Origin of the sequence: Legionella sp. W10-070, from assembly GCF_900640175.1 — a bacterium.
Taxonomy (GTDB): Bacteria; Pseudomonadota; Gammaproteobacteria; order Legionellales; family Legionellaceae; genus Tatlockia.
Map to the genome: position 1 here is coordinate 41,756 of NZ_CAAAJC010000002.1, position 25,820 is coordinate 67,575.

The following is a 25,820-nucleotide window of genomic DNA, read 5'->3' on the forward strand; positions in this document are numbered from 1 at the left end:
GCAGGAATTAGGAGCCATAACTTGAGCCGATATAGCTTCACCTGGATAACATCTATCAGTTGAAATTAATTATAATTTAATGCTCCATCCCTTATATTTAATATTTTGTTAACCTTTTATGAATAAAATTGGTCAATTGATATCTTTTATGAGCAACCATGGAAACTAACGAGCATAAGCAGGCTGGCGATGAAATTCGTATCTATACATTGAAAGAGGGGCAATACGAAAATCCTTATCTTAAAGGAAGTCAGCATTTGTCTCCACTTGATGAGAACAAACAGCCTAACCAAGAAGATATCCTAAAGATAAACCTGATGCGTCTTGATAACAACGTTCCTGTTCCCATAGAAAATGCCGAATTAACAGCCGGTGATATCGTTGCCTTGGCAGGCGACTATTATACGAAGGCTGGCTGGGGATTGGAATTAAATATTTCTGAGAACCTTAGCGGGAATGAAGTAGCAAATAGTCAAAAAACCGATGAATTGCATGTCTGCCGTCAGGAGCGAAGTATTAAAACGCTTCTTAATCAAAAAATTAGCTCAGAAGAAACAGCGGTCTTTCATCAAGCCTATGGTGATTTAGCCTCTGAGAACGTCAAAAAAGCAGATATCGATAAAATTTACCGCATAGAAAACACCCGCTACATTCCCTTTTTTAAATCACTTAACAGTATTTTTCAACAGCTGGTTTATGCCTTTACAGTAAAAGGCTATGGTGAAAAATTAACGAAAAACGAAGCCCATTTTGCCCCATGGTCTGTAAGGGCCTATATCGTAGGCCATCACACAGCGCTCCATACCGCTGAACTTGCCTATTGTTTTAGGGAATTAGCAACTGATGATAATTTCAAACCAGATTCTCCTCAATTGAGCAATGAGCTTAAAAGTGTTTTAGACAAGATAAAATCAGATAATTCCCCCGATCCTGGGTTAAAAAATAAAACTGATCCGGAAATTTATAAGGAGCTAGCCTATCGATACCATGCCCTGGCCATCAGTCAGGAACTTTTTGCCATGCATTTTTATTCTGACCATTTTGCCGGAGGGCATCTAAGCCGTATAGGCATTCTTCGCAAAACAATGCCGGAAAAATTTGGTACTTTCGGCAGTATCCTTATTAATAACATGCATGATGAAGACAATAAACGCAGTGTGGAAGTTATCAACCCGCACCAACCGAATTCAAATGAATATCTGAGAATGCACCCTGAAGATGATGAAGCCTTTGGCGATGGCACTTACTTTAATAAGAATAATGATAAAAACAGCGATATGCTGGTTAATGGGATGACTAACTCGCTTGGCGATATTGCCCGACTTATGCAAACAGGCAAAAAGCCGGAGGTTCAAAACTACGGTGGCTTTTGTTTTCTGCCAGAAGTTGACTCCAATAAGCCACAGACACAACCCTTGCTGCTCCTGGGAACCAATGGCGAAGTCTATTTTCGTTCTAACCTTAAATCAATTAAGACATTAGCGGCAAGCGAATATCGGGAAACAATACAACATCCTGAGAAAAACGGTTATGAAAAACTAACCCGCTGGAAAGCATTTGTCCTGACATTCAAACTGAGGGTATTAGGGTTTTATTACTCGCCAACCTATGAGCCTGCAGAGTCTCAAAAAGAGAAAGAAATGACAAAGAAAACATCCTCAGAAGGATTAATTCAAGCCCCTATCCCGACGAGTCCTGTTCAAAATCCAACTGCAGAAGTAACAGGAGCATGGAGGACACCAGCCTCATCCTCCCCAACAAGCCCTTACCGTTTTATTGGTAATCGACCCTCTGACACACCGAACGATAGTACTCAAAATCTGTCGGCATCCAGTTTGGATTTGAGTTAGATATGAAGGATTGACCGTACTCCTTTATATCCCTCAATAGTCCTGCTCTGAATGCCAAACAGATCAGCTATACTTAAAACGAGGTACCGTATCAGCAATCAAAGGATGGATGCACCATGACCTTGCAGATAACAGCAGACAAAATTGTCGATACTGCCCTTCATCTTGCTGAAGCAAGCTCATGGGAACGCTTAAGGTTATTTGAGATTGCTGAACAATTAGACATCCCTATTACCAAGATCCATACCTATTTTCGGGAAAAAGATGAGTTGATTGATGCCTTTTTTGATCGCGCAGATAAGGCCATGCTGAAAATGAGCACGCAACCTGAGCTTTTGCAACTCTCTGGTCAAGAGCGTCTACACCAACTGCTGATGCGTTGGTTTTCACTACTGCAAAATCACCGCAAGGTTACCCGGGAAATGATCTGGGCAAAGCTTGAACCCGGACACCTGCACATCCAGTTTCCGGCATTAATGCGAATTAGCAGAACGGTACAATGGTGGCGTGAAGCCGCCCAGCTCTCAGCAAGCCATTTCAGGCGAGCCCTTGAGGAGACTTTTTTGACAGCAGTTTATCTCATGACCTTTATCCATTGGCTATATGATGATTCAAAAGAAGCAATAGCCACCAGCCATTTTCTTAAAAAACGACTGGCGCAATGTTGTTTATGCTCGTAGTGTTACTTTCGCACGATCAAATTATTTTCTACTGACTTAACACCAGGCACTTTGGCAGCAACATCTCCAGCGGTATCGCTTTGACGAATAGTTTTCACATAACCACTTAACAAAACATTACCCTGATGCGTTTCTACTCGAATGGGTATTTGAGAAAGGTCTCTGTGGTTTACCATTGCCTGATTCACCGCGGCAGTAATTGCATCATCAGAATGATAAAGCCCCAGGAAACCACCTCCCGTATACATTTGGCAACTTGCCATAAGAAGAATCCCGATCCCCATATAGATACTTTGATAGAATTTTCGCATTATTTCTCCCCTGTTGGGCTGTAATTAAACGTGCGGTTTTCTAATTTAGGATTTTACTCTCAATAATACTCAATGTCCTGCGAGCATAGCGCCGCTCTAAAAAACACACGTTTAATCGCAGCCTGACATTCAAATCATTCACCACCATTTTCCAATTATTTCTGTTCAAGGAGCGTTTGTAAACGTTCAACTTCCTTCAGTAACTCAAGCGCAAGCCCAGCCCCTGCCCAGTTAACGCCTAAGTCACGATTTAACCGTAACACAGTACGTATGCAGCGAATAGCCTCACCATCAAACAACCATTCATCATTTTTATCTTTTTGAGCAACAATTATCCCCTCATCAATAATTTCAAGGATTGTTTCCCCAGAAATCCCAAACGAATAACTTACCTCGGTTAGAGAGAGGCAAAACTTCTCTTCACATTTTAATTCTGTGGGTTTTTCGTTGCCCTTAGCCATTACTCACCCCCATATTTTCTCGAGGATTAAACTTGATGGTATTAGCGAGCTGCTCATACAATCGGTTTGCCTGCTCATTTTCAACTTGAGGAATCACTATCTGCAAAACAATATATTGATCGCCTGGTGGATTACCAGGTAAACCTCTTCCTTTCAGGCGCATTTTCTTACCCGACTGCGATAATCTAGGAATTTTTAACTGAACTTCCCCCCCTAACGTAGGCACTTTGATGTTAGCACCAAGCACTGCCTCCCAAGGAGTGATTGGCACTTGTAAATGAATGTCCTTTTTATGCAAATGAAATAAAGGATGATGATTAATAGTTATCTCTATGTATAAATCACCTTGATGACGAACCCCTTTCCCCCCCTGTCCCTTAAGCCGGATCTGTTGCTTGTTAGTAATGCCTTTAGGGATTTTCACCCTTACTGCTCGAGGTTGATACTCAACATTCCCCCGTTGATCAATTGCAGGAATTTGTAACTGCAACGTTTTTTCGGCACCCTGATAGCTGTCCTCAAGATTAATACCAAGCTTGGCGTGAATGTCTTCCCCCTGATCATAAAACGAAGTGTTGCGCTGTTGGTGAGCGCGCTCCCTGAAAATACTGTTGATAAAATCCTCAAAGCCTGTCATTTCTTCCTGATCAAAATGAGGGGAATATTGGTCAGCCTGGGGTCTATACCCTTGCTCCTGCTCTTTCCAATATTGCCCGTATTTATCATATTTCGCTCTTTTTTCAGGATTTTTTAGTACTTCATAGGCTTCACCCAACTCCTTGAATTTCACCTCGGCATCAGGTTCCTTGCTTACATCAGGATGATACTTACGAGCAAGTTTGCGATAGGCGCGTTTAATGTCCTGATGACTTGCACTACGTTCAAGCCCCATGATTTTATAATAGTCTTTATATTCCATAATCATTTTATAAGGGAAAAATATACTTCATTTGTAGCGGTTGCCAGGGTACTTGTCAATTAAGCATACAGAACAGGGGGCGATTAAAACGGTGGTTTTTCAGATAAGGTTGTAGCCCGGATCTGGGGGATCGGTGCAAATTTAAAGCCAATTTAGCTTCTGGCATAGTTTTGGTAAAGATTTTAAAGCGCTAACAAGCGTATTTTTACTAAAAGCAACTTCTTTCCTGATAAGTTGGCAAGCTAAATACACAGGGGATAATACATCCCTGTTTTTAATGGAATTTGCCTGGTAGTCCCATTTTCTTTTTTTCGCCGATTCTTCTGAGCCAGGCTACATCTTTCAAGGAAAAACTGCCGTTTTCGCATGTGCGTAATATGAGTAAGTAATTAATCATCGCTCCAGAAAATAACACAACTTTAGTCAGAGCATTTTTTTAATAAAACATTACAAATCCGGCAACCTAGGCTATTATCGGGTTGGCTAAAAAATTAGAGGCATCACATAATGAATGCATCACTAAATACAAATTTTCGTAAATTACGAATCTATAAACATCGCCACCTTAGATTTGATTTCATTGCTGCCATCGTAGTCTTTCTTGTCGCCATTCCCTTATGTCTTGGAATAGCCCTGGCCTCTGGCGCCCCATTATTTTCAGGTATTTTAAGCGGTATCATTGGCGGCATCATAGTCGGTACCCTTAGTGGCTCCCATGTCAGTGTAAGCGGTCCAGCGGCCGGTATGGCAGCCGTAGTGCTCGCAGCTATTAGCCAGTTAGGTGATTTTAATACCTTTCTTCTTGCATTAGGACTTGCTGGCGTTATCCAGATTATCGTTGGTGCTTTGCGTGCAGGTTTTGTTGCTGATTATGTCCCATCAAATGTAGTTCAGGGTTTACTATGCGCCATAGGGATTTTACTTATTGTCAAGCAGCTCCCTTTAGCTTTTACATTGTCATCTGAGCTGACAGAACTGCAAGCGCACTTATTGGAATCCACTGAAAGCCTTAGCTTCAATCCTTTTTATGATTTAACTTACCATTTAAATAGCGGTGCCATGATTATTTCCCTGGTATCCCTGGCCATTTTAATCTATGGAGACAAGGCAAAAAACAAATGGGCTAAAACTATTCCTGCCCCGATTGTCGTTGTCATTGTAGGTATTTTACTCAATGAATTGTTTATTCTGATTAACTCAACCTTTGCCCAGAATAATCCTCATTTGGTCAATATCCCTCAACAAAATGGCTTTTCCGATTTCCTGGGAGAATTAAAGTACCCTGCCTGGTCAGCCTGGACTAACCCAAAAGTTTATTTATATGCATTTATCATGGCCATTGTGGCTTCATTAGAGAGCTTATTAAACGTAAAAGCAGCGGAAAAACTGGATAAAAAGCGTCGATATTGCTCCAAAGACCAGGAATTAATTGCTCAGGGATTTGGAAATCTTGCCGCCGGCTTAATTGGCGGCATCCCTGTTACTTCAGTAATTGTACGTACTTCCGTGAATATTCAGGCAGGAGCGAAAACCAAAGCTTCAGCTATTTTACATGGTGTTTTTATTCTTCTTGCCGTATTACTGATCTCCGAGGGATTAAATAAAATTCCTCTATCCTCTTTAGCCGCCATTCTAATCTTTACTGGTTACAAATTAACAAAGCCCTCCATATATCAAGCTATCTACCAGCAGGGCGCCGATCGATTTATCCCCTTTATCGCAACGGTAATCAGTATCGTGATGTTGAATCTGCTGGCCGGAATATTAATCGGCCTGGCTATCAGCCTTTTTTATATCTTAAAATCCAACAGCCAGGCTCGTCTGGATATCATTAAAGAAATATATCCCACTGGTATTACCAATCGCTTAATATTACCTCAACAAATTACCTTCCTGAATAAAGCTTCTCTGGTAGCAGAACTTGCCTCTATCCCGCGCAATTCCCAGCTCATTATTGACGCCCGCTACTCCAACTACATTGATAAAGAAATTATTGAACTACTGAAAGAGTTTAAAGAAGAACAAGCCCCCCTTAAGCAGATTGCCCTTAATCTCATCGGATTTAAAGACCATTACGATATTCACAATTACATTGATTTTATTAACGTCACAACCTATGACGTGCAAGCGACGCTTGAACCATACCAGGTTTTAAGTTTATTAAGCGAAGGGAATCAGCGCTTTTTAACGGACACGAGAATTCATCGAAGCTCCCAACATGATATTCAAAACACAGCAGAGACTCAGCATCCTATTGCTGTGGTTTTGGGATGTATTGATTCACGTGTACCAGTAGAAACTATATTTGATATGAGCTTCGGCGATTTATTCTGTATTCGTGTTGCAGGGAATGTGGTCAATGAAGACGTGTTGGCAAGTATTGAATACGCCTGCAACGTGGTTGGGGCAAAGTTAATTGTAGTGCTTGGGCATACTCATTGTGGTGCTATTCAGGCTGCTTGCGATGGCGTGGAAAAAGGTCATATTACCCAGCTACTGAGCAAAATAAAACCTGCTTTAACTGCTGAAACGAAAACCACTTCTAACCGAACCAGTAAAAACAGTGAATTTGTCGAACATGTTACGGCACTCAATATCGTCAATACATTAAAACAGATTTATACGGAAAGTGAGATCATAAAACTTATGATTGAACAAGAAAGCGTAGGAATGATTGGTGCTGTTTATGACGTTAACACAGGAGGGGTTCATTTTAACGATTATTCCGAAACCCTGGCACAGCAAAACAGCCAGACACTCAGTGAAAAGACGAAAAAAATTCTCGACCATGCGCGGAAAGCCCCTGTAATCGCTAAGAAAAACGAAAAGGTCTTGCCAAATGAAAGCTCTTCAATGAGTCAGTTGAGTTCTGCAGGAGAAAGAAACTGAGTACCTTACATAAAAGGACTTAAATTAGCAGACATCACTTCAATCCACACCCGAACTTTGGGTTGAATAAATCGGGCAGGATGGTAAAAAAGATAAACCGGTATAACAGGCATGGCTAAACCGGAGAATAACTCGATCAATTCACCACGAGCCAATACCTCTGCTACCTGATAATGGTGCAATGCCACAATACCCAACCCTCGGCAGGCACTATCAGACAGGGCTGCCGCATCATTCACATAAAGAACAGGCTCCAGATAAACGGTTTCGCCTGAAGCAAATGTCCAGCGATTATCAGGCTGTCGCATGCTGTGCGTTAAATACCGATGCTTATTTAAATCAGCCGGATGTGCAGGATGACCAAAACGGCTTAGGTATTCAGGTGAAGCACAAAATACATAACGTGTAGTGGTAATTTTCTTTTGAATTGAATTCGAGGCCACCTGCATTGACATGCCAAATACCACATCAAGCCCCTCATCCAGTAAATGAGGAACCTGCTCAGCAATTTGTAAATCCAGAATAACCTCAGGATACCTGGCATAAAATTCCGGCATACGAGGAAGAATAATTTTTTCAGCAAAAAAACGAGCGCTTTTCACACGCAATACCCCTTGAGGCTTGGCCTGAGAAGCCATAACCACACTGTTAGCCTGCTCCAGAGCCTGCAAAACACTTTGAACCTCTTGGTAATAGGCTTCACCAACCGATGTCAAAACCACTTTACGGGTCGTTCGCTCAAATAAACTCGCTCCCAGTTCAGCCTCCAGTAGGCTGATTTGCTTACTGACTGCAGCAGCAGAAACAGAAAGTTGTCTGGCAGCTGCGGTAAAACTACGATATTGGGCCACCTTGCAAAAGGTCTGGATTAAAGCAATGGTATTCATTGACTCTTTCCTTAATCGATTTGAGTTACTCAATTACTGGTGAATACGATTAAAAATAATAAGAGTTTAATTATAACCTGTCATGTACAGAGCCTCTCTTTAAAAATCCATCTTGTCTACTGACCATTGAAGTATATAATAGACTTTTTTAAAACTTGCCCGCCTGTCTTGGAGTAAATGCGGGTTTTACAAGCTGTTTATGTAACTTATCAGGAGCAAGTATGCGCGCCTCTCAATGGTTATTGGCCACCCTTAAAGAAACACCTAATGATGCAGAAATTGTTTCCCATCAACTTATGTTAAGAGCAGGCATGATCCGCAAACTTGGTTCAGGTCTTTACACCTGGCTACCGCTGGGCCTTAAGGTCTTACGCAAAGTTGAACAAATTGTGCGTGAAGAAATGAATCTTACACAGGCGATGGAAGTGCTGATGCCTGCCGTTCAACCTGCCGAATTATGGCAGGAAACCGGTCGCTGGGAAACCTTTGGCGGTCAATTACTCAAAATGCGTGACAGCAATCATCGTGATTATTGCTTTGGTCCCACCCATGAGGAAGTGATTACCGATCTGATGCGCCATGAATTACAATCTTATAAGCAGTTGCCTGCCAATTTCTACCAGATACAAACCAAGTTCCGTGATGAAATCAGGCCACGTTTCGGGGTGATGAGGGCACGCGAATTTATTATGAAAGATGCTTATTCTTTCCACCTTAGCCAGGAATCCTTACAGGAAACCTATGACAGCATGTATCAAGCCTATTGCCGTATTTTCGACCGCCTAGGCTTACGTTATCGGGCAGTGGAAGCAGATACCGGTGCAATTGGCGGTTCAGCCTCCCATGAGTTTCAAGTCCTGGCTGATTCGGGTGAAGATTTAATTTTTTATAGCGACAGCAGCAGTTATGCGGCCAACATTGAACAGGCCACCAGCCTGTTGCCTGCCAGGGCAGATAACCTACCTCAGGAAACAATGACCCTGATCCATACGCCTGGGCAAAAAACCATTACTGATGTGGCTAATTTTCTTAAAGTTGATAGCAAGCAGACTGTAAAAACATTGATCGTAGAAGGTATCGAACATCCCCTGATTGCTTTGGTACTACGTGGCGATGATGAGTTAAATACCGTGAAGGCCGAAAAAAATCCTCTGGTAAAATCGCCTTTATGCTTTGCCAATGAAGAAATTATCTTGCAAACTTTAAAAGCACCTGTGGGTTCTTTAGGGCCTGTTGAGCTTGGCATACCCGTTATTGCGGACCATCAGGCACTGGCAATGCCCAGTTTTATTTGCGGTGCCAATCAGGCCGATAAGCATTATATGCATGCAGCCTGGGACAGGGATGCCACATACCAGGATGCCTGGGATCTGCGTAATGTTAAAGAAGGCGACCCAAGTCCGGATGGAAAAGGCAAATTACAGTCCTGCCGCGGTATTGAGGTTGGCCATGTCTTTCAGCTGGGCGATAAATATGCTCATGCCATGAATGCAGCAGTCATTAATGAGCAAGGACAGCTGCAAACAATGCTCATGGGTTGTTATGGATTGGGTATTAGCCGCGTTGTTGCAGCAGCTATTGAACAACACCATGATGAACAGGGCATTATATGGCCCCTGAGTATTGCGCCATTCCAACTGGTCATTATTCCGATTAACAGCCATCGTTCTCAACTGGTCAAAGAAACTGCTGAAACACTTTACCAGCAATTCATTACCCAAGGGATTGATGTCCTTCTTGACGATCGCAATGAACGCCCGGGAGTTTTATTTGCTGACAGTGATCTCATTGGCATACCGCATCGCCTGGTTATCAGCGAACGAAACCTTGAGCAGAATGCAGTTGAATACAAGGCAAGAAATAAAAAAGAAAACAGCACCATCCCCTTAGCCGATCTGGACAATTTTGTTTATAATTTATTTATCTGACTCCAGAATCAATTGAGCGCCAGAAGCTATTAGGCATTATCTTAATCATGGTGGTCCTGTGGTTACTATGATTAAGACGTCTTAAACAGCGCCATACGAGCTGTCATTAGACTATTGCAAATAAAAAATAATTGATAGCAAGTTAACCTGTTAATGTTTAGTTAATCTGCAAAGATTATACTAAATAATCAATATTTGTTGATAATTGCTGTCTATCCAGCAGTCAATATTAGCAAGAGGGTAAAAAATGGGATTATTTGCAGAGGCCTTGGAAAAGTTAAAAACGGATATTGAAAAAGTTCAAGGCCGTTCCATGGAATACAATGACGCAGGCTTCAATCCCGATGAGGCAAAGAAAACCTTTGCTAATCCTGAAATATTAGAAGGTTATATCGAGAAACCTGCACCCAATACCTATGTTAACCCTGCTGACTCCGACTATCCGCAAAAAGTGCTTCAGGCAGTATGGAACATTGCTGATCTTAGCCTTAAGCTTGAAAAAAATTACCCTAAGGAAACTAATAGCAAATTTGCACGAGGTAGTTTCGCTTTGACAAATGGGGGTTCATTACTTAGCCTTAGAAGAAATTTCAACTATTTGGAAGAAGCAACCTGGGTGCCTAAAATAGTAGACCAAAGAACTTATGAGGTAGGTCAGGCTCTTGGGATTTTTTTGGATACAGTAATAGAGCAATCAGAGGGGTGTGACCTCCATTTGGTGTCCGAATTACCTAATACTCCCGCAGAATATAAAAACAGCTATATATTTATCACAAAAGACGATACTAGGAAACTCTATTATATTAAGTCTGATGAGGTATGTGAAACTGTAGAAATTAATAATTTCGATCTATTTGAAGAAAAAATAAGCAATATTGAGCGTAAGGATAAGACCACTTTGCATCTCAATAAGGAGCAAATTAAAGAAGTAATAACATTAAACGGAGGTCACACCCCAGAGAATATCTTTGATTTCCTTAGTGAAGGAGAGAGAGCGGGCGTTGTAAACACTCTTATGCTCATGAAAAATCTCCTGGACTTTCGCATGGAAGTCTATGCAACCCATACACCTGAGAATATCAAGCATTATCAAACTACATTAGCGAGAAAAAAAATATGGAATGAAGAAATTGCTCCTTTAGCTAAACAAATAAATGAAGCATCTTTCACTTTACCGAAAGTATCTCATGAAGTTAATCGGCAACTTGAAGAAGAGTTGGCCAGCGGTAAAGAAGAATTGATGCGGCAAGTAAGAAAACTCGGTGAGCACATAGAAATACTGCAAAGGATGATAAATGACGTTCAAAAGACTCTAAAGCCGTTTGAAGAATTTGCAGAGCAGTGGCACAAAGATAATATAACACTGAACTTGCCAGAAACTATTCAAATCTCATCTTTCATGTCTCGTCTGATTTTAAAGCCAAATACTAAGGTATTAGAAGAGTGGCTAACTCTTTATAATAATAGTGAACAACCGTGCATATTGGAAGAAGCTGCTAAGGCACTCCGTACCTTGTCTAGGAAAGGACATAGGGATATCGACGATGCTAAAAATATAGTCGCTATGATTCAAGAACTGAAAGAGCGACTTTCAGCACACATTGAGAAAGCAATTGCTGATGACATACATAAGTATGTTAGCTCTTTGGAAGACACCGGTACCATCCAAGCTCAAATTAAAGATTCCTCTTTCATCACAGGCAACTATCCTGAGTGGGAATTAAACCTTGACTTGCAGGCTGTTCTAGATAATGAAAATAAACAAAGAACGTTGAATCAAAATATTAGTACTTGCGAGCAGGCAAAAAAAGCTTTACAAGAATACCAGCAAGGACTGGAAGATGATAAAAAGAAATTAGACTCCTCTTACAAAGATTTTGAGCAACTATACCCCATCCCTGATGCAGTCCCCTTCAAGCCTCCTTTTCAGAAAGCCCAGCAAGACGCTAAAGAAAAATTATTTTCTAAAATCAAGGAAGCGGAAGAAAAACACGAGGCTATAGAAAAATTAATCAAAACTGTCGATGTTAAAATACGCCTTTATAAAGAAGAACTATCAAGTTTGGATGATGCTTCCCGGCAAAATATGCTCCGAAATACTGGACAAGAAGTAACTGATGCATTTAAAAGAACACAGAAAACCTCTGCTAACCTGATAGGAGCAAAATTTCAGGCACAACTATTTAACGAGGAATATACCGCGGCAAAGAAAGCAATTACCGAAAGTACTAAAACTGCACTTTCAGCAACGGCCAATAAAATTTCAGAAACTCAAAAAGCCATTGATCGACATTCAAAAACTATTAACAGCGCAGAACTCCGTAAACTTTTTTTAGCTACAGCCCAGAACCAATTGGCAACATTTAAACAGATCCTGGAAGAAGAAAATCAGCAAAGAAAACTAGATGTCCCTGATTCCCTATCGAAAGAACAGCTGGAGAAATACCTCGAACCTTCAGAAGAAGGCAAATCCCTTATCGATGAAGCATTTATAACCACGCAAAATGCCAAATCCCTGGGTGGGTTCAATTTTACTAATATAGTCAGACTTAGCCGGTCTTCTTTCGGGTATGAGAAGGTATCCTCTTTACCAGGCCTCATCAATATGATTGAACAAAAACTTAAGCTGATTGAGTTAGAGTTAGAACCAGAAGCTAATATAAGATCGATAAAAAAATATAAAGGTTTGGAAGTAAATGAAGATTCCCTTTTCTTTCTGAATGGCTTCAGTGAACATGCCAAAGATGAAAAAAATCGCCTGGAAAGCGAATTAGAGGAGCTAAACAAGAAGCAGGTTCTCCTGGAACAACGAAAGCAAAAAGAGCTGGAAGGATGGGATTCCCGCGCCCAAGCCTTGAGCCAAAGATTGAATGAGGCCGAAACGGCTCACCATCGCCATGAAATAGAACTCCTTCAAGCGAGGTTAACCCTTGATAATCTTCAACTTAAATATGTTCTGGATAACTTGCAAAAAAGCGCTAGCCTCTTCGAGAAAAATTTTAGCGAACTATCTGAGATAGGAAATCAGAGACTATTAGAAACTATAGGTAACTATCAAACAGAGTTGGAAAATCTGAATCATTTGTTAACCGCCAAGGTAGGCAGATTCGCTACAATTGCGTCCTTACTCGATGATTGCAAAGGCCATATTCGCAGGCTGGAGGAAAAATTTGCTTCAGTGAAACAACAACCCTCTGCGGAATTTTCACAGCTAAAGGATAAAACCTCGGAACTCGATAAGCACTACCAAGAACTGCAGGAAGTAATTGCTGATAAACAAACCGCATTACCTCAAATTAAGGCGCTTTCTGGAATACAGGCAGAAGCGGCTGCATTATTAGAAGACACAAAAGGATTTGAAAACAAGGAGCCTCAAACCAGAACAGCCTTGATCCAAACAATTGCAACCCTTGAGAAAAAAGCAGCCCCCATACTTGAGGAGACTGTCTCCAGTGAAAATGCCCAGGTCAAGTTAAAACATGATGAGCTGGATTCGACAATAAGCGCTCTTGTCACAGTAAAAACGGCAATAAGGGATTACGATAATCTACTTGAATTAAAGAAAAAATATGCTGCATTTGCTGATAGAATTCAGGGACTTCATCCTCATATGGTGTTGGCAAGAAGGCAATTACAGCAAGAGATTAATGAGTTCTCACAAAGCGAGTTGGCAGGCTCCCTGAAGAAAATTCGTTCTAATCAGCATCCTGCAGTACAAACACTCCTCTTTGAAAATCAGGAAGAACTTCAATCCATATCAGACTATGAAAAAAGAGTTCACTCATTTCAGACAAGGCATACTCCCGAAGATGAAAACGGAGAACAATTCTTTGCTCAGCTTGATAAAAAAGATCTATTAGAAGAATTAGCTCTGATTCTGGAGGGTCATAAACGACTGATTAAGAAATATCATGATTCGCGCGACCCTAAACACCCTCACTCACTTAAAACAATAAGAGAACGTTACGCTGAAATCAGAGAATTTGAAGACAGTCCAGTAATAGCTTCGCTTAATGAACTGATTCGACCTTGCGAATATAAAGAGGTTGAAATAAAAAAATTGCTGGATGAAATTTCCAAAGCCCAAGTCAAACTTTCTATAATTGAAGAGATATATTCTCCTGACGAAGAGTCAAAAAAACATCCAGAAGAAATGTACCATCAGCAAGCCTTCGCACAAGCCGCCAACAAGGCAGGTGAAACTTATTTTGGCAACACCAATGAACTGGGCGGCCTCTTTTATAACTATCTGCAGGAGCGTCAAAAAACCTTTTGGTTTAAGGATCTGGTTCGTTCAATTGCCGCATTGACTTTTCGTTGTTTTGATCCTGAATATCAACCAGACCACGACGCACGGGAGACATATTTAAGGGAGCTGAAACAAGCCTTCACAACTTATCAACAGGCTCCAATGGAAAACAAGCAAGGACAATATGACGATTTAACCAAACTGATTCAGAAAGGTAAGGAGCGGTTTACTCCAAGGAGTAAGCCAGAACAGGAAGCAACTTATCGCAACTCGCTGCAAGCCAAACTTAAGCAATTTGAAACAGAGGTTGAAGAGATCCATAAGCATATTAAAGATATCAAGGAAGAGCATCAGTCGATTGCAGCAACTATGTGAACAGGCAGGTTGGTCTGCAAAGCCCAACAAAATAACCGGGAAATGCTAGACTTCCAGGACACTGGCTAATAATTGACGTGTATAAGCCTGCACAGGAGAGTGCATAATTTGTTCGCAGCTGCCTGCTTCCACTATCTTTCCTTCACGCATGACAAGCACCTCGTCAGCGATATAAGAGACAACAGCCATATTATGGGTAATAAATAAATAGGATAAACCGGACTCTTGTTGAAGGTCTTTAAGCAAATTAAGGATCTGTGCCTGCACCGAGATATCCAATGCGCTGGTAGGCTCATCACAAATCAGCAACTCTGGCTCAGTAGCAAGCGCTCGGGCAATGCAGATCCGCTGCCGTTGTCCTCCTGAAAACTGGTGTGGATAACGAGAGAGGCTATTGCGGGGTAAACTCACCTGCTCCAGGAGTCGGTGCTGCTTCTGCCTGATAAGGTTTGAACTGAATCCCTGAGCCCGCATGCCTTCAGCTAAAATTTCAGCGACAGTCATCCTTGGGTTCATTGAAGAAAATGGATCCTGAAAGATAATTTGCACCTTCTTGCGGTAATTTCGCAAAGCTACTCCTCTCAGTGTCCTAACGTTTTTCCCCCGATAGATTATCTCACCTGCGGTGATGGGTTGTAAGCGCAACAATGCCCTGCTTGCCGTAGTTTTACCGCATCCAGATTCTCCCACCAATGCCAGAGTTTTACCTTTATAAAGGGTGAGCGATAAATCATCAACTGCCTTGATTACCTCATTAGACTTAAATAATCCTCTTTTAGTCGTAAAATAAACAGCGAGATTTTTTACACTGAGTAAAGGTTCCAGGGATATTTCCTCTGCCACCTGCCAACTTTCTTCCTCAATAGATAATGGCGGCGGTTCACTAAGCTCTGGATAGAGATGACAACGTACTGTACGGGTCTGGATTGTTTGTAGCTGAGGCTCAACCTTATCACAAACAGAAAAGGCATGCGCACAACGTGGATGGAAACGGCAACCGGATGGTAAAGCATCTAAAGTTGGGACAGTGCCCCCAATAGTTTGTAACTTTTGATGCCGTTTCTCAAAGCCGGGTAAGGAAGCCAACAATTGTTGCGAATAAGGATGCTTTACTTTTGAGAAAAATTCGCCTACAGAAGCCTGTTCCACCACCTGTCCAGCATACATCACACAAACCTGATCAGCTGCTTCTTTGACTACCCCCAAATCATGGGTAATTAACAACATGCTCATTTGGTGTTGCAGTTGTAATTTTCCAAGCAAGGTTAAAATCTGTGCCTGAATGGTGACATCCAGGGCAGTGGTCGGTTCATCGGCAATCAATATTTCTGGTTTTCCAGCTAAGGCCATCGCAATGACTATTCGCTGTTTCTGTCCACCTGACAATTGATGAGGGTATTGACGAAGACGCAGATGAGGATTGGGAATTTCTACTTCCGTCAATAAAGCTAACAGGTTCTCTTCCAGCTGTTTGGCGTTTTTCTTTTGGCTTTTTGGCAACGCTTCCGCCAGTTGCTCGCCAATACTCAGTACAGGGTTTAGCGCGGTCATCGGCTCCTGGAAAATCATTGCCAACCGGCGGCCACGCAAAGTGCGCATAATTGACTCAGGCAACAGCAACAGATCTTGTCCTTCGATATTCACCTGGCTTAACTTCCCATAGACACCACGAGCAGGTAAAAGCCTCATTAAAGCAAGAGAGGTCAATGATTTTCCACAACCTGACTCACCCAGCAAAGCCAATGTTTGTCCCGGCTGCAAGGAAAAGCTCACATCATCAACAGCCAGTATGGTCTTCTGCGGGCTTTCAAAAGCGACACTTAATTGTTTAATTTCAGCAAGTTCCGTCATAATCCTTTAGCCATAAGAAATTAGTGTAATAAAGCAGTCGTTTCTGGCTTTTCCAATCGATAAGCATAACTTATAGCCGCTTTCTGGTTAGCTGTTGTTATCGTATTTGTTAGCGATTGCGCACTTACCGTATTGTTAACCCACTGTGGTAATTGCTCCCCTTCCCATGCAACTAAAAGTTCGCCTGCAGGTAAAATGGCAGGTTTTGCCGGATGCATCAGGACACCCTCATTGATTGATAAACGCAACATCAGACTACCCAATAACCAATGGGAATCAGAAATAATTACTGCAACGGGTTGTTGTTCGTTTTTAATTCTGGTAATCAACTGCTGTAGGGGAAATTGAGCCAGATAGGGAGAGCGCCCGACCCACAGACAAATCAGTACCGCCTGAACGATCAAACAGATACTTGCATAAGATTTCGCCTTCTGCACGGAAAAAGTTCGTTCATTGGCAAAGCTAAACAACCATAGCGGTGAAAGGAACAAGAGCGGCAAGATCCAGTGGGACTTAAAGTTATGAACACCACCACCGACCATACCCACCACAATCAAGGGCAGTACCAAGAGGTGGTAGCGTAAAAGCAATTGATGTTTTGCATCAGCAAAACCCTTTCGATGGGAAAGGGGGAAAAACAGTTTGATAATGATCAGAGGGATAACAAAACTAAAAATGGCTTCCAGCAAATGAATAATGCCACTCCACTGCCCCTTACCAGGCAATACCAGCTTATAGGAGGCGTATAGTCCCACCTGCAGGTTGTTGATAAGCCACCACCAGTAGACACCAGAGGACAATAACGCAACGATAAGGGTGATTATTAAAGAAGGCTGCAGCAATCTAATACGATATTCTTTGACTGTCAGTGTTGTCATCAGGAAAACAGCTAAAAATATCAAATAATTAAATTTGGAAAGTAAGCCTGCACCAATAATCAATCCAAATACAGCATACCAAAGGGCTTTGGGCAAATCGGATGGCCTAATAAACCAATACCAGGTAAGACAAGCTGTTAGTAACGCCAGGATCACATGTGTCCGATGCGGCAACAGATCGTAACCAATACTTGGAATAAGAGCCCATGAAAGCGTAGCACACCAAGCCAGAAGCGAGCTCTTGCAATACAGCCGGCATAGCAGATGATAAAAATAAATGGCTAAAAAAATCAAACTGTATTTCAGCAATGCAATGCTAAATAAGCTTGTCCCTAAAAGCTGAAAAATAAAGTGTTGCAACCATGTATAGAGAGGAGGTTGGGAAGGATAACCTGCTGACAATTGTTGCGCAAAAACAATTTGTTCCGCTTCGTCCAAACCCAATGTCTGATTACAAACCAGCAAACGCATTAATAGAAGAAAGCTTGTAAATAGAAAAAAAGAGATAAATAACGGTTGGTATTTGAACATCCTTCTTTGCATCGTTAATTCTTTTAGTATATGTATCATCGATTAAACAGCTAGGCTATCATAAGATGATTTTGAAGGATAGCCGAGAGAATGCGAAGGGTAAGGCAACCGCATAAGAGATTTTAAAAACGAGCTGTCGTCATTGAGCATTTAAACATTTGATCAGCAAAAGTTGTAGTCTGTATAGAGCATCAGCGAAATTGGGATCGGAGCTGATAATAAAGTCATGCCCCCGGATTTCACTGACGCTTGATCCGGGCTACCATTAATTAACACCAACCGCAGTTTTAATCGCGTCACTTGACCACTCCCTGGCTAATGTTTATCTATCTTGGCCCCTGCTAATAAATTCTTGACATAAAGATCATAATCCATCAGACCATAATTCGCTTCAATCTGCTGGGCAATACTCGCCTGTTGCTCTTTATCAAGCAGTTTAAACTGGCCATCATTAATTTTTTTCAAACGAACAATGACATAATCGCCATTTGTTAAGCTGCGTCCATCACTACTACTTGTCCGCGCCAAACTAAAAGCCAAATCATTGATTGCCACATCCACCTTGTCAGTATCACGGGTGGCTTGTATTACTTCCTGCCATTGCAACTGTTTTGCCCGCAATAATTTTTCCTGGGAATCAACCGCATTTTCTCTGGTAGCCAGGAAATCGGTTCCTAATTGCCTAGCCTGTTTTTCTGCTTCTTGGATTGCTAATTTTCTACTAATATAATCCCTCACCTCGACCAGTGATTTTTCAGCTGCAGGAATACGTTGATTAACCCGCAGTACAATCACACTGTCGTTATCTAACTGGATTGGCTCGCTATTATTGCCCAATTCCAAGACATCATGGCTAAACACTGCACTTAACACCTGCTTGTTCCTGGTAAGCTCACTGTCCCCTCCCTGACGTGAAAAAGGTGCTGTATGCTGGATGGTTAATTTTAGTGCATCAGCAACAGGTTCCAATGAATCAGGAGTCTGGTAACTTAAGTCGCTCAACTGTTCCAGGGTTCGAGTATATCGAGCTTGTGAAAGTTCAGTGAGTAACTGCTCTTTAATTTCAGATTGAACATCAGCTAATGGTTTTAATTTTGCAGGTCTATAGTCAATCAATTTAAAAATTTCAAAACCATGGCTTGATCTTACAGGCGGCGATATTTGACCAGGTACGGTCAAATTTGCCAAGGCTTTGTCAAATTCAGTCTGTCCGGCAACCAACCAGGGTAATACACCACCACTTGCAACAGATAATTTGTCATCTGATCTGGTTTTAACCCATTCATTGAATTGCGCAGGATTGCTTTGTAATACTTCATAAGCTTCCTGAGCTTTTTGTCTTATTTGATTTTGTTGTTCTGTTGAAGCGTCTTCAGGGACAGCAAAAAGAATATGGGCTACCTGCCATTGAGCTGGAGTAAGGAAATTACTCTGATTATCTTCATAAAAACGTTTTATCTCTTCTTCATTGACTTTAATCGCATCCCTGATTTGCCCCATTGATAAACGGACATAATCAATAGACACCTTTTCAGGCGCTATAAATTCCTTAGGGTGATTTTGATAGTAATTATTAATTGCTTCTTCAGAAATCTTAACCTTATCTATAAACATCGATACAGGAATTTGTAAATAATCATAGTCCCGCGTCTGCATATAGAGTTTTACAAAACGCTTGATTTCATTCGGTAAGGCGAAAGCAGTACCAATAAAAGCAAAACGCTGCTGATTAAGCAGCATGCCCTGTCTGACTTCTTTTTGAAAAGATTCAGGGGTAAACATCGCTCCGCTAAGCGCCTGCCTGTAACGTTCGGCAGAAAAATGGCCATCCTCCTGAAATTGAGGGATACTCAGGATAGCAGCATTGGCTTGCTCAAGGTTAACCTCAAAACCATTCACTCTGGCAGCTTGTAAGCTTACCTCATTAACAATCATGTCTTCCAGCACCTGCTTCTTTAAAGCCTGTTCGCTGGCTGCTGTTATTTGAGAAGGATCGCGTTGCTGGCGAGCCCGTCTGTAGTTAATTTCAAATGCCTGTTTACTAATCCCTACCCCATTAACATCAACTTCGGCATTAGAGGTTTGGTGAGACTGCATATAGTAGTCTACTCCAAAGAGAGTAAAGGTAATAGCAATAAGAATTATGACTATCCAGGCTACTAGCCCCTGTATGCGTTCATTCAGCTTCTGCAACATATTTGGAATTCCATAATTAGGGTAACATTCCTAAGAATTTCACCTTATTCTAAATGCGTCTTTTGATTCTTCTGTTATAAATGCTTAAAGCCCTGAAATTATTACCGCCACCTTGCCCAGGTCTGATAATCCATGAAAAGATTTTTATTATATGGCTGGTAAAAAAAACGCGCCATACGGCGCGTTATATATGGCGGAGTGGACGGGACTCGAACCCGCGACCCCCGGCGTGACAGGCCGGTATTCTAACCAACTGAACTACCACTCCAATTCTTGGTGGGTGCTGCAGGGATCGAACCTGCGACCCTCGCCTTGTAAGGGCGATGCTCTCCCAGCTGAGCTAAGCACCCGGAAAACTTACGCTTCCTGTACAGCTTCTTTTAAGGATTTACCTGCTTTAAACTTGGCAACCCTGGAAGCTTTAATTTCTATAGTTTCACCAGTCTGCGGATTTCTACCAGTTCGCGCAGAACGGTTACCGGTGGAAAAAGAGCCGAAACCAGGCAATACAACTTGATCACCACTTTTCAATGCATCGGTTACAGCAGTCATAAAAGTATCGAGAACCCGACTAGCGTCTGCTTTAGTTACGCCAGAGCCATTTGCCATTGCTTCAATCAATTCACTCTTATTCATCTTTTCCCCTATCAGTTATTCATCCTTACCCGAGGCGATTAAATCAGAACTTCCAACCTCAGTCAAGCAGTTACATCCCTGCGTGCCCGCCACTAGCGGGCAACGGTGTGAAATATACCTGTTATTAATGGGTATGTAAATCCTTATTTTTATTTTTTTTTGAACTTTTATTCTGAGCTACTTCAGGAAGTTCAGCTGCGGAAACATTTTCAACAGGATTACGTTGTAAAGCTAATGCTAAAACCTCTTCAATCGATTTAACCGGATGAATTGACAACTTCTTCAATACGTTATCCGGAATCTCTTCAAGATCTTTACGGTTTTCTTCAGGTATAATCACCTGCTTAATCCCTCCACGATGTGCTGCTAATAATTTTTCCTTAAGTCCGCCAATGGGAAGCACCTGCCCCCTTAATGTTATTTCACCCGTCATCGCCACATCGGCACGAACAGGTATATGCGTCAGCACTGAAACCAATGCCGTACACATGCCGATACCGGCACTAGGCCCATCTTTAGGCGTGGCTCCTTCAGGTACGTGAACGTGGAAGTCATTCTTATCATAAAAATCATCCGGGATTCCAAAAGATTTGGCACGACTTCTGACTACTGTCATTGCTGCATGAATAGATTCCTGCATCACCTCACCTAACTGCCCCGTATACATTGCTTTTCCTTTACCGGGCATCATGGAAGCTTCTATCGTCAATAGCTCACCCCCAACGCTTGTCCAGGCCAGTCCTGTAACCTGGCCTACCTGATCGAATTCTTCAGCCAGACCATAACGGAATTTTTTAACCCCTAAATATTTTTCAATATTATTGCGTGAAACTGTTACCTTCTTGACTCTTTTACCCGTTAGTATTTCTTTTACTACCTTGCGGCAAATACTTGCTATATCACGCTCGAGATTCCGTACACCAGCCTCACGTGTATAATGGCGAATAATTTCGCGCACAGCACTGTCTGCAATATTAATCTCACTGGTTTTCAAACCATTCAGGATTAGCTGCTTTGGTATCAGATAATTTTGTGCGATATTGCCTTTCTCGTCTTCCGTATACCCTGCCAAACGGATAACTTCCATCCGATCCAGCAGCGGTGCTGGAATTTCAAGGGAATTAGCCGTGGCGATGAACATAACATCACTCAAGTCATAATCGACTTCCAGATAATGGTCGCTGAAGGTATGATTTTGCTCAGGATCAAGTACTTCAAGCAACGCCGCGGCAGGATCACCACGAAAATCCATCGCCATCTTGTCAACTTCATCCAGCATAATTAACGGATTTTTCACACCGGCTTTGCATAGCTTCTGGATAATTTTTCCCGGCATGGAACCAATATAAGTCCGTCGATGACCACGAATTTCAGCTTCATCCCTCACACCACCTAATGCAATACGTATAAATGTTCTGCCTGTTGCATTAGCAATGGACTGACCCAAGGACGTTTTCCCTACCCCTGGAGGCCCGACCAGACATAAAATGGGGCCCTTCAAGCGTTTGACGCGTTGCTGTACCGCCAGATATTCAATGATGCGTTCCTTAACTTTCTCCAATCCATGATGCTCTTTGTCTAATAAGCGTTCGGCTTTAGTCAAATCAAACTGGATTTTATTTTTTTTCTTCCAGGGAACGCTAAGCATCCAGTCCAAATAATTACGAATCACAGTCGCTTCTGCTGACATCGGCGACATCATTTTTAATTTCTGCAGTTCAGAAAGTGATTTCTCTTTTGCTTCTTTCGGCATACCTGCTTTGTTGATCGACTTTTCCAGCTGTTCAATTTCATTGCCTTCTTCAGTCAGCTCACCCAATTCTTTCTGTATGGCTTTAATCTGTTCATTCAGGTAGTACTCGCGCTGGCTTTTTTCCATCTGGCGCTTGACGCGGCCCCGAACCCTTTTTTCTACATGGAGCAAATCAATTTCAACTTCAATAAAAGCCATCAATCGTTCAAGACGGCTACCGATATCAAGCGTCTCGAGCAACTGCTGCTTGTCCTCTACTTTCAATGACAAATGAGCAGCAATTGTATCTGCTAATCGACCTGGCTCTTCAATACCAGCTAATGAACTTAAAACTTCCGGAGGGATTTTTTTATTAAGTTTAATGTACTGCTCGAATTGCGACATGAGTGAACGCATCAGGATTTCAATTTCCTGCTTTTCAATCGATTCGCTCACTTCGTCAACAGATTCCAGTGTTGCCTCAAGAAAACCTTTTTCCTCAGAATAATGCTTCACGCGCGCACGCTGTTCACCTTCTACCAGAACCTTAACTGTCCCATCAGGTAATTTTAGTAACTGCAAGACACTGGAAACAGTACCTACTGTGTAAACATCTTCCGCACCAGGATCATCATTGGAAGATTTCCTTTGAGCTACAAGAAAAATCTGTTTGTTGTCCAGCATTGAAGCTTCCAGTGCTTTAATGGACTTATCTCGCCCCACAAACAAAGGAATAACCATATGCGGGTAAACAACAACATCTCGCAAAGGCAGTACAGGTAATAATGACGGTGTCACTTCTTCATTTTCTTTCGCGATCATTAATTCTTTTTCGCTTTCGCTAGACATATTCAGCCCTTATTCAAAACGGTAATCCATGGGAAAAAGTATTCGCTTTAGCAGATGTTTATTATGCAGACAAATCAACCTCTGCCCAGGCTCTGTGAACCAATTTTTCGCAGAGCGAAAATATGGATAATTGCCAATTAGCCGCAGTTGCAGCCGTGAAAAAATTGGTTCACAGAGCCTGGACATTATTAATATCCAGCATCCGATTTAAAGCATCGCCTTTTGCTTATGCTGCACGCATTACAAGCTCATGCTGTCTCTTTAATACGCATAAAATTCCCTGAAGCCTAACTAATTAAATAAGCTCAAGAAAATTTATTGTATTAGGTTCTGACTTATCGCTAGCTTGAGTCAAAAAGCCTTGATTGGCGAGCACCGAAGCGGAGCATACATAGAAGTATGTGAGCATCGGAGCGCAGAAAATCAAGGCTTTTTGGCCAAGATAGTAGATAAGGGCACAGATCCTAGAGCCACCAAAGCTTACTCCCGTCCTCCAGCAGCAGATTGTTTACTTTCCTCATTCTCATAGATAAGAATGGGTTTCCCTGTGCTATTGATAACACTTTCATCGATAACTACTTTATTTACACCTTCTAATGAAGGTAATTCATACATGGTGTCTAAAAGTATATTTTCAAGGATAGCACGCAGACCTCGAGCGCCTATTTTTCTTTCCAGTGCTTTTTTAGCAATTAAATGCAATGCCTCTTCGCGGAATTCCAGTTCCACATCTTCCATTTTAAACAATGCATGAAACTGCTTGGTCAGTGCATTTTTAGGTTTCGTCAGGATTTCAATCAATGCTGCTTCATCTAATTCCTGTAGAGTTGTCACCACGGGCAATCGTCCCACAAATTCCGGGATCAACCCATATTTGACCAGATCTTCAGATTCAAGTTCACTGAGCACTTTTTCGATACTTTGATTATCTTTTTTGTTTTTTAGCTGTGCGGCAAAACCTATGCCCGATTTATCACTCCGTTCACGGATAACTTTATCAAGGCCAGCAAAAGCCCCTCCGCAAATAAACAAAATATTTGAAGTATCAACCTGTAAAAATTCTTGTTGTGGGTGTTTTCGTCCACCTTGGGGTGGAACTGACGCGATTGTCCCTTCTATCAATTTCAGCAATGCTTGCTGAACACCTTCACCTGATACATCGCGAGTTATCGAGGGATTATCTGATTTACGTGAAATTTTATCAATTTCATCAATGTACACTATCCCTTGCTGGGCTTTATCAACATCATAATCGCACTTTTGCAGTAATTTCTGAATGATATTTTCAACATCTTCCCCTACGTAGCCCGCTTCTGTAAGCGTCGTTGCATCAGCCATGGTGAATGGCACATTCAATAACCGGGCCAGTGTTTGAGCAAGTAAGGTTTTACCACTTCCCGTTGGACCTATCAGCAAAATGTTGCTTTTACCCAGTTCGATGCCATCCTCAGTTTTATGCTGCAACCGCTTATAATGGTTGTAAACTGCAACAGATAAAACCTTCTTCGCATGGGTCTGGCCAATCACATATTCATCAAGAGAATTGGATATTTCTTTAGGTGTAGGTAAACGAGTTTCACTCTCCTCTCGGATCTCTTGAGTTTCTTCACGAATGATGTCATTACATAATTCAACGCATTCATCACAAACAAAAACAGAAGGGCCAGCTATCAATTTTTTCACTTCATGCTGACTTTTTCCGCAAAATGAACAATATAAAACTTTGTCATTATCTCCGTTACCGGTTTTACTCATCTACAAACCCCTTTCTTACTGTTACCTGATTTCTTGGTAATCTAGTAAAATTTTAGACAATTAGAAAAATAACGCCAGTCATTACAGCTCCCAAAATGGCAGTCCTCATTGAGTAAGGGCTTCTGCCCAGAACCCAATCTGGCGCTTAACCCTGGTATCTGAATTCAGATACCAGGGTTACTATGGAGCTTACCATATTTCACTTCATTCAGAAGCAATCAATGCACCACGATCATGGAGGATTTTATCCACCAGACCATATTCTGCTGCCTGTGGGGCACTCATAAAGTTATCACGCTCGGTATCACGCATGATTTGATCCGGAGTTTTCTTCGTATGCTGGGCCATAATGCTATTCAAACGCTCACGCACGGCTAATGTTTCGCGGGCATGAATTTCAATGTCTGTCGCCTGACCTCTGTAGCCACCTAAAGGCTGATGGATCATCACTCTTGAGTTTGGCAAGCAGAATCGTTTTCCTTCCGCGCCAGCACATAATAAAAGTGCTGCCGCACTGGCTGCCTGCCCGATGCACAACGTACTGACATCCGGTTTGATAAATTGCATTGTGTCATAAATAGCAAGCCCGGCAGTCACAACACCACCAGGCGAGTTAATATACAATGAAATATCCTTATCTGGATTTTCTGACTCCAGGAATAGCAACTGGGCTACTACCAGGTTAGCCATATGATCCTCAACCTCGCCTAAAAGAAAAATAATACGTTCTTTCAGCAGCCTTGAGTAAATATCATAAGATCGCTCGCCTCTGGACGTCTGTTCAATGACCATAGGCACCAGATTACCAGCATTTCTTATCAAGTTATCTGAATAAGTTGCCAT

At 41.8% G+C, this 25,820-nt stretch carries 16 protein-coding genes and 2 tRNA genes; 5 read left to right on the forward strand and 13 right to left on the reverse strand.

What is annotated here, in order from left to right:
* Positions 1–158 precede the first annotated feature (158 nt).
* Together E1O65_RS01165 and E1O65_RS01170 are read left to right on the forward strand one after the other, a co-directional pair.
* Positions 159–1,850, forward strand: coding sequence for a hypothetical protein (locus tag E1O65_RS01165; protein ID WP_133131769.1), 1,692 nt, complete (start codon positions 159–161; stop codon positions 1,848–1,850).
* A 116-nt stretch (positions 1,851–1,966) separates the two neighbouring features.
* Complete coding sequence (locus E1O65_RS01170; protein ID WP_133131770.1) at positions 1,967–2,530, forward strand: TetR/AcrR family transcriptional regulator; 564 nt, start codon at positions 1,967–1,969, stop codon at positions 2,528–2,530.
* 2 nt (positions 2,531–2,532) lie between these two features.
* Here the strand turns inward: E1O65_RS01170 and E1O65_RS01175 are convergent, their stop codons facing one another.
* The 3 genes from E1O65_RS01175 to E1O65_RS01185 form a co-directional block, all read right to left on the reverse strand.
* Entirely contained in the window at positions 2,533–2,841 is a 309-nt protein-coding gene (locus E1O65_RS01175; protein ID WP_133131771.1) for a BON domain-containing protein, read from the reverse strand.
* 155 nt (positions 2,842–2,996) lie between these two features.
* Positions 2,997–3,302: a chaperone modulator CbpM gene (locus E1O65_RS01180; RefSeq protein WP_133131772.1), complete on the reverse strand. Its 306-nt coding sequence runs from the start codon at positions 3,300–3,302 to the stop codon at positions 2,997–2,999.
* A complete protein-coding gene (locus E1O65_RS01185; RefSeq protein WP_133131773.1) occupies positions 3,295–4,221 on the reverse strand; it encodes a DnaJ C-terminal domain-containing protein in 927 nt (308 codons plus the stop codon). Before E1O65_RS01185 ends, E1O65_RS01180 begins: the two co-directional genes overlap by 8 nt.
* 507 nt (positions 4,222–4,728) lie before the next feature.
* On the opposite strand from E1O65_RS01185, the gene E1O65_RS01190 reads away from it, so the two are divergent.
* Positions 4,729–7,110 carry a SulP family inorganic anion transporter gene (locus E1O65_RS01190; RefSeq protein ID WP_133131774.1) on the forward strand — a complete coding sequence of 794 codons (2,382 nt, stop codon included), beginning with the start codon at positions 4,729–4,731 and terminating at the stop codon, positions 7,108–7,110.
* A 5-nt stretch (positions 7,111–7,115) separates the two neighbouring features.
* On the opposite strand, the gene E1O65_RS01195 is transcribed toward E1O65_RS01190, so the two are convergent.
* Positions 7,116–7,997 (reverse strand): LysR family transcriptional regulator, encoded by an 882-nt coding sequence (locus E1O65_RS01195; RefSeq protein WP_133131775.1) that lies wholly within the window; start codon positions 7,995–7,997, stop codon positions 7,116–7,118.
* 221 nt (positions 7,998–8,218) lie between these two features.
* On the opposite strand from E1O65_RS01195, the gene E1O65_RS01200 reads away from it, so the two are divergent.
* Together E1O65_RS01200 and E1O65_RS01205 are read left to right on the forward strand one after the other, a co-directional pair.
* A complete protein-coding gene (locus E1O65_RS01200) occupies positions 8,219–9,925 on the forward strand; it encodes a proline--tRNA ligase (protein WP_133131776.1) in 1,707 nt (568 codons plus the stop codon).
* Between the two features lie 247 nt (positions 9,926–10,172).
* Positions 10,173–14,549 carry a hypothetical protein gene (locus tag E1O65_RS01205; RefSeq protein WP_133131777.1) on the forward strand — a complete coding sequence of 1,459 codons (4,377 nt, stop codon included), beginning with the start codon at positions 10,173–10,175 and terminating at the stop codon, positions 14,547–14,549.
* A gap of 45 nt (positions 14,550–14,594) precedes the next feature.
* On the opposite strand, the gene E1O65_RS01210 is transcribed toward E1O65_RS01205, so the two are convergent.
* From E1O65_RS01210 to clpP, 9 genes are all read right to left on the reverse strand, one after another.
* Positions 14,595–16,400 carry an ABC transporter ATP-binding protein gene (locus tag E1O65_RS01210; RefSeq protein ID WP_133131778.1) on the reverse strand — a complete coding sequence of 602 codons (1,806 nt, stop codon included), beginning with the start codon at positions 16,398–16,400 and terminating at the stop codon, positions 14,595–14,597.
* Between the two features lie 20 nt (positions 16,401–16,420).
* The gene (locus E1O65_RS01215) at positions 16,421–17,821 is read right to left on the reverse strand and encodes a glycosyltransferase family 39 protein (RefSeq protein ID WP_165474869.1); all 1,401 of its coding nucleotides are present in this window, start codon (positions 17,819–17,821) and stop codon (positions 16,421–16,423) included.
* Between the two features lie 303 nt (positions 17,822–18,124).
* The gene (locus E1O65_RS01220) at positions 18,125–20,005 is read right to left on the reverse strand and encodes a SurA N-terminal domain-containing protein (RefSeq protein WP_133131780.1); all 1,881 of its coding nucleotides are present in this window, start codon (positions 20,003–20,005) and stop codon (positions 18,125–18,127) included.
* A 191-nt stretch (positions 20,006–20,196) separates the two neighbouring features.
* Positions 20,197–20,273, reverse strand: a tRNA-Asp gene (locus tag E1O65_RS01225).
* A gap of 6 nt (positions 20,274–20,279) precedes the next feature.
* A tRNA-Val gene (locus tag E1O65_RS01230) sits at positions 20,280–20,355 on the reverse strand.
* Positions 20,356–20,362: 7 nt separating this feature from the next.
* Positions 20,363–20,641, reverse strand: coding sequence for an HU family DNA-binding protein (locus tag E1O65_RS01235; RefSeq protein WP_133131781.1), 279 nt, complete (start codon positions 20,639–20,641; stop codon positions 20,363–20,365).
* A 124-nt stretch (positions 20,642–20,765) separates the two neighbouring features.
* The gene (gene lon, locus E1O65_RS01240) at positions 20,766–23,195 is read right to left on the reverse strand and encodes an endopeptidase La (protein ID WP_302473902.1); all 2,430 of its coding nucleotides are present in this window, start codon (positions 23,193–23,195) and stop codon (positions 20,766–20,768) included.
* Between the two features lie 507 nt (positions 23,196–23,702).
* On the reverse strand, positions 23,703–24,977 hold the full coding sequence (gene clpX / locus E1O65_RS01245) for an ATP-dependent Clp protease ATP-binding subunit ClpX (RefSeq protein ID WP_133131783.1): 1,275 nt from the start codon (positions 24,975–24,977) through the stop codon (positions 23,703–23,705).
* 204 nt (positions 24,978–25,181) lie between these two features.
* Entirely contained in the window at positions 25,182–25,820 is a 639-nt protein-coding gene (gene clpP, locus E1O65_RS01250; RefSeq protein ID WP_133131784.1) for an ATP-dependent Clp endopeptidase proteolytic subunit ClpP, read from the reverse strand.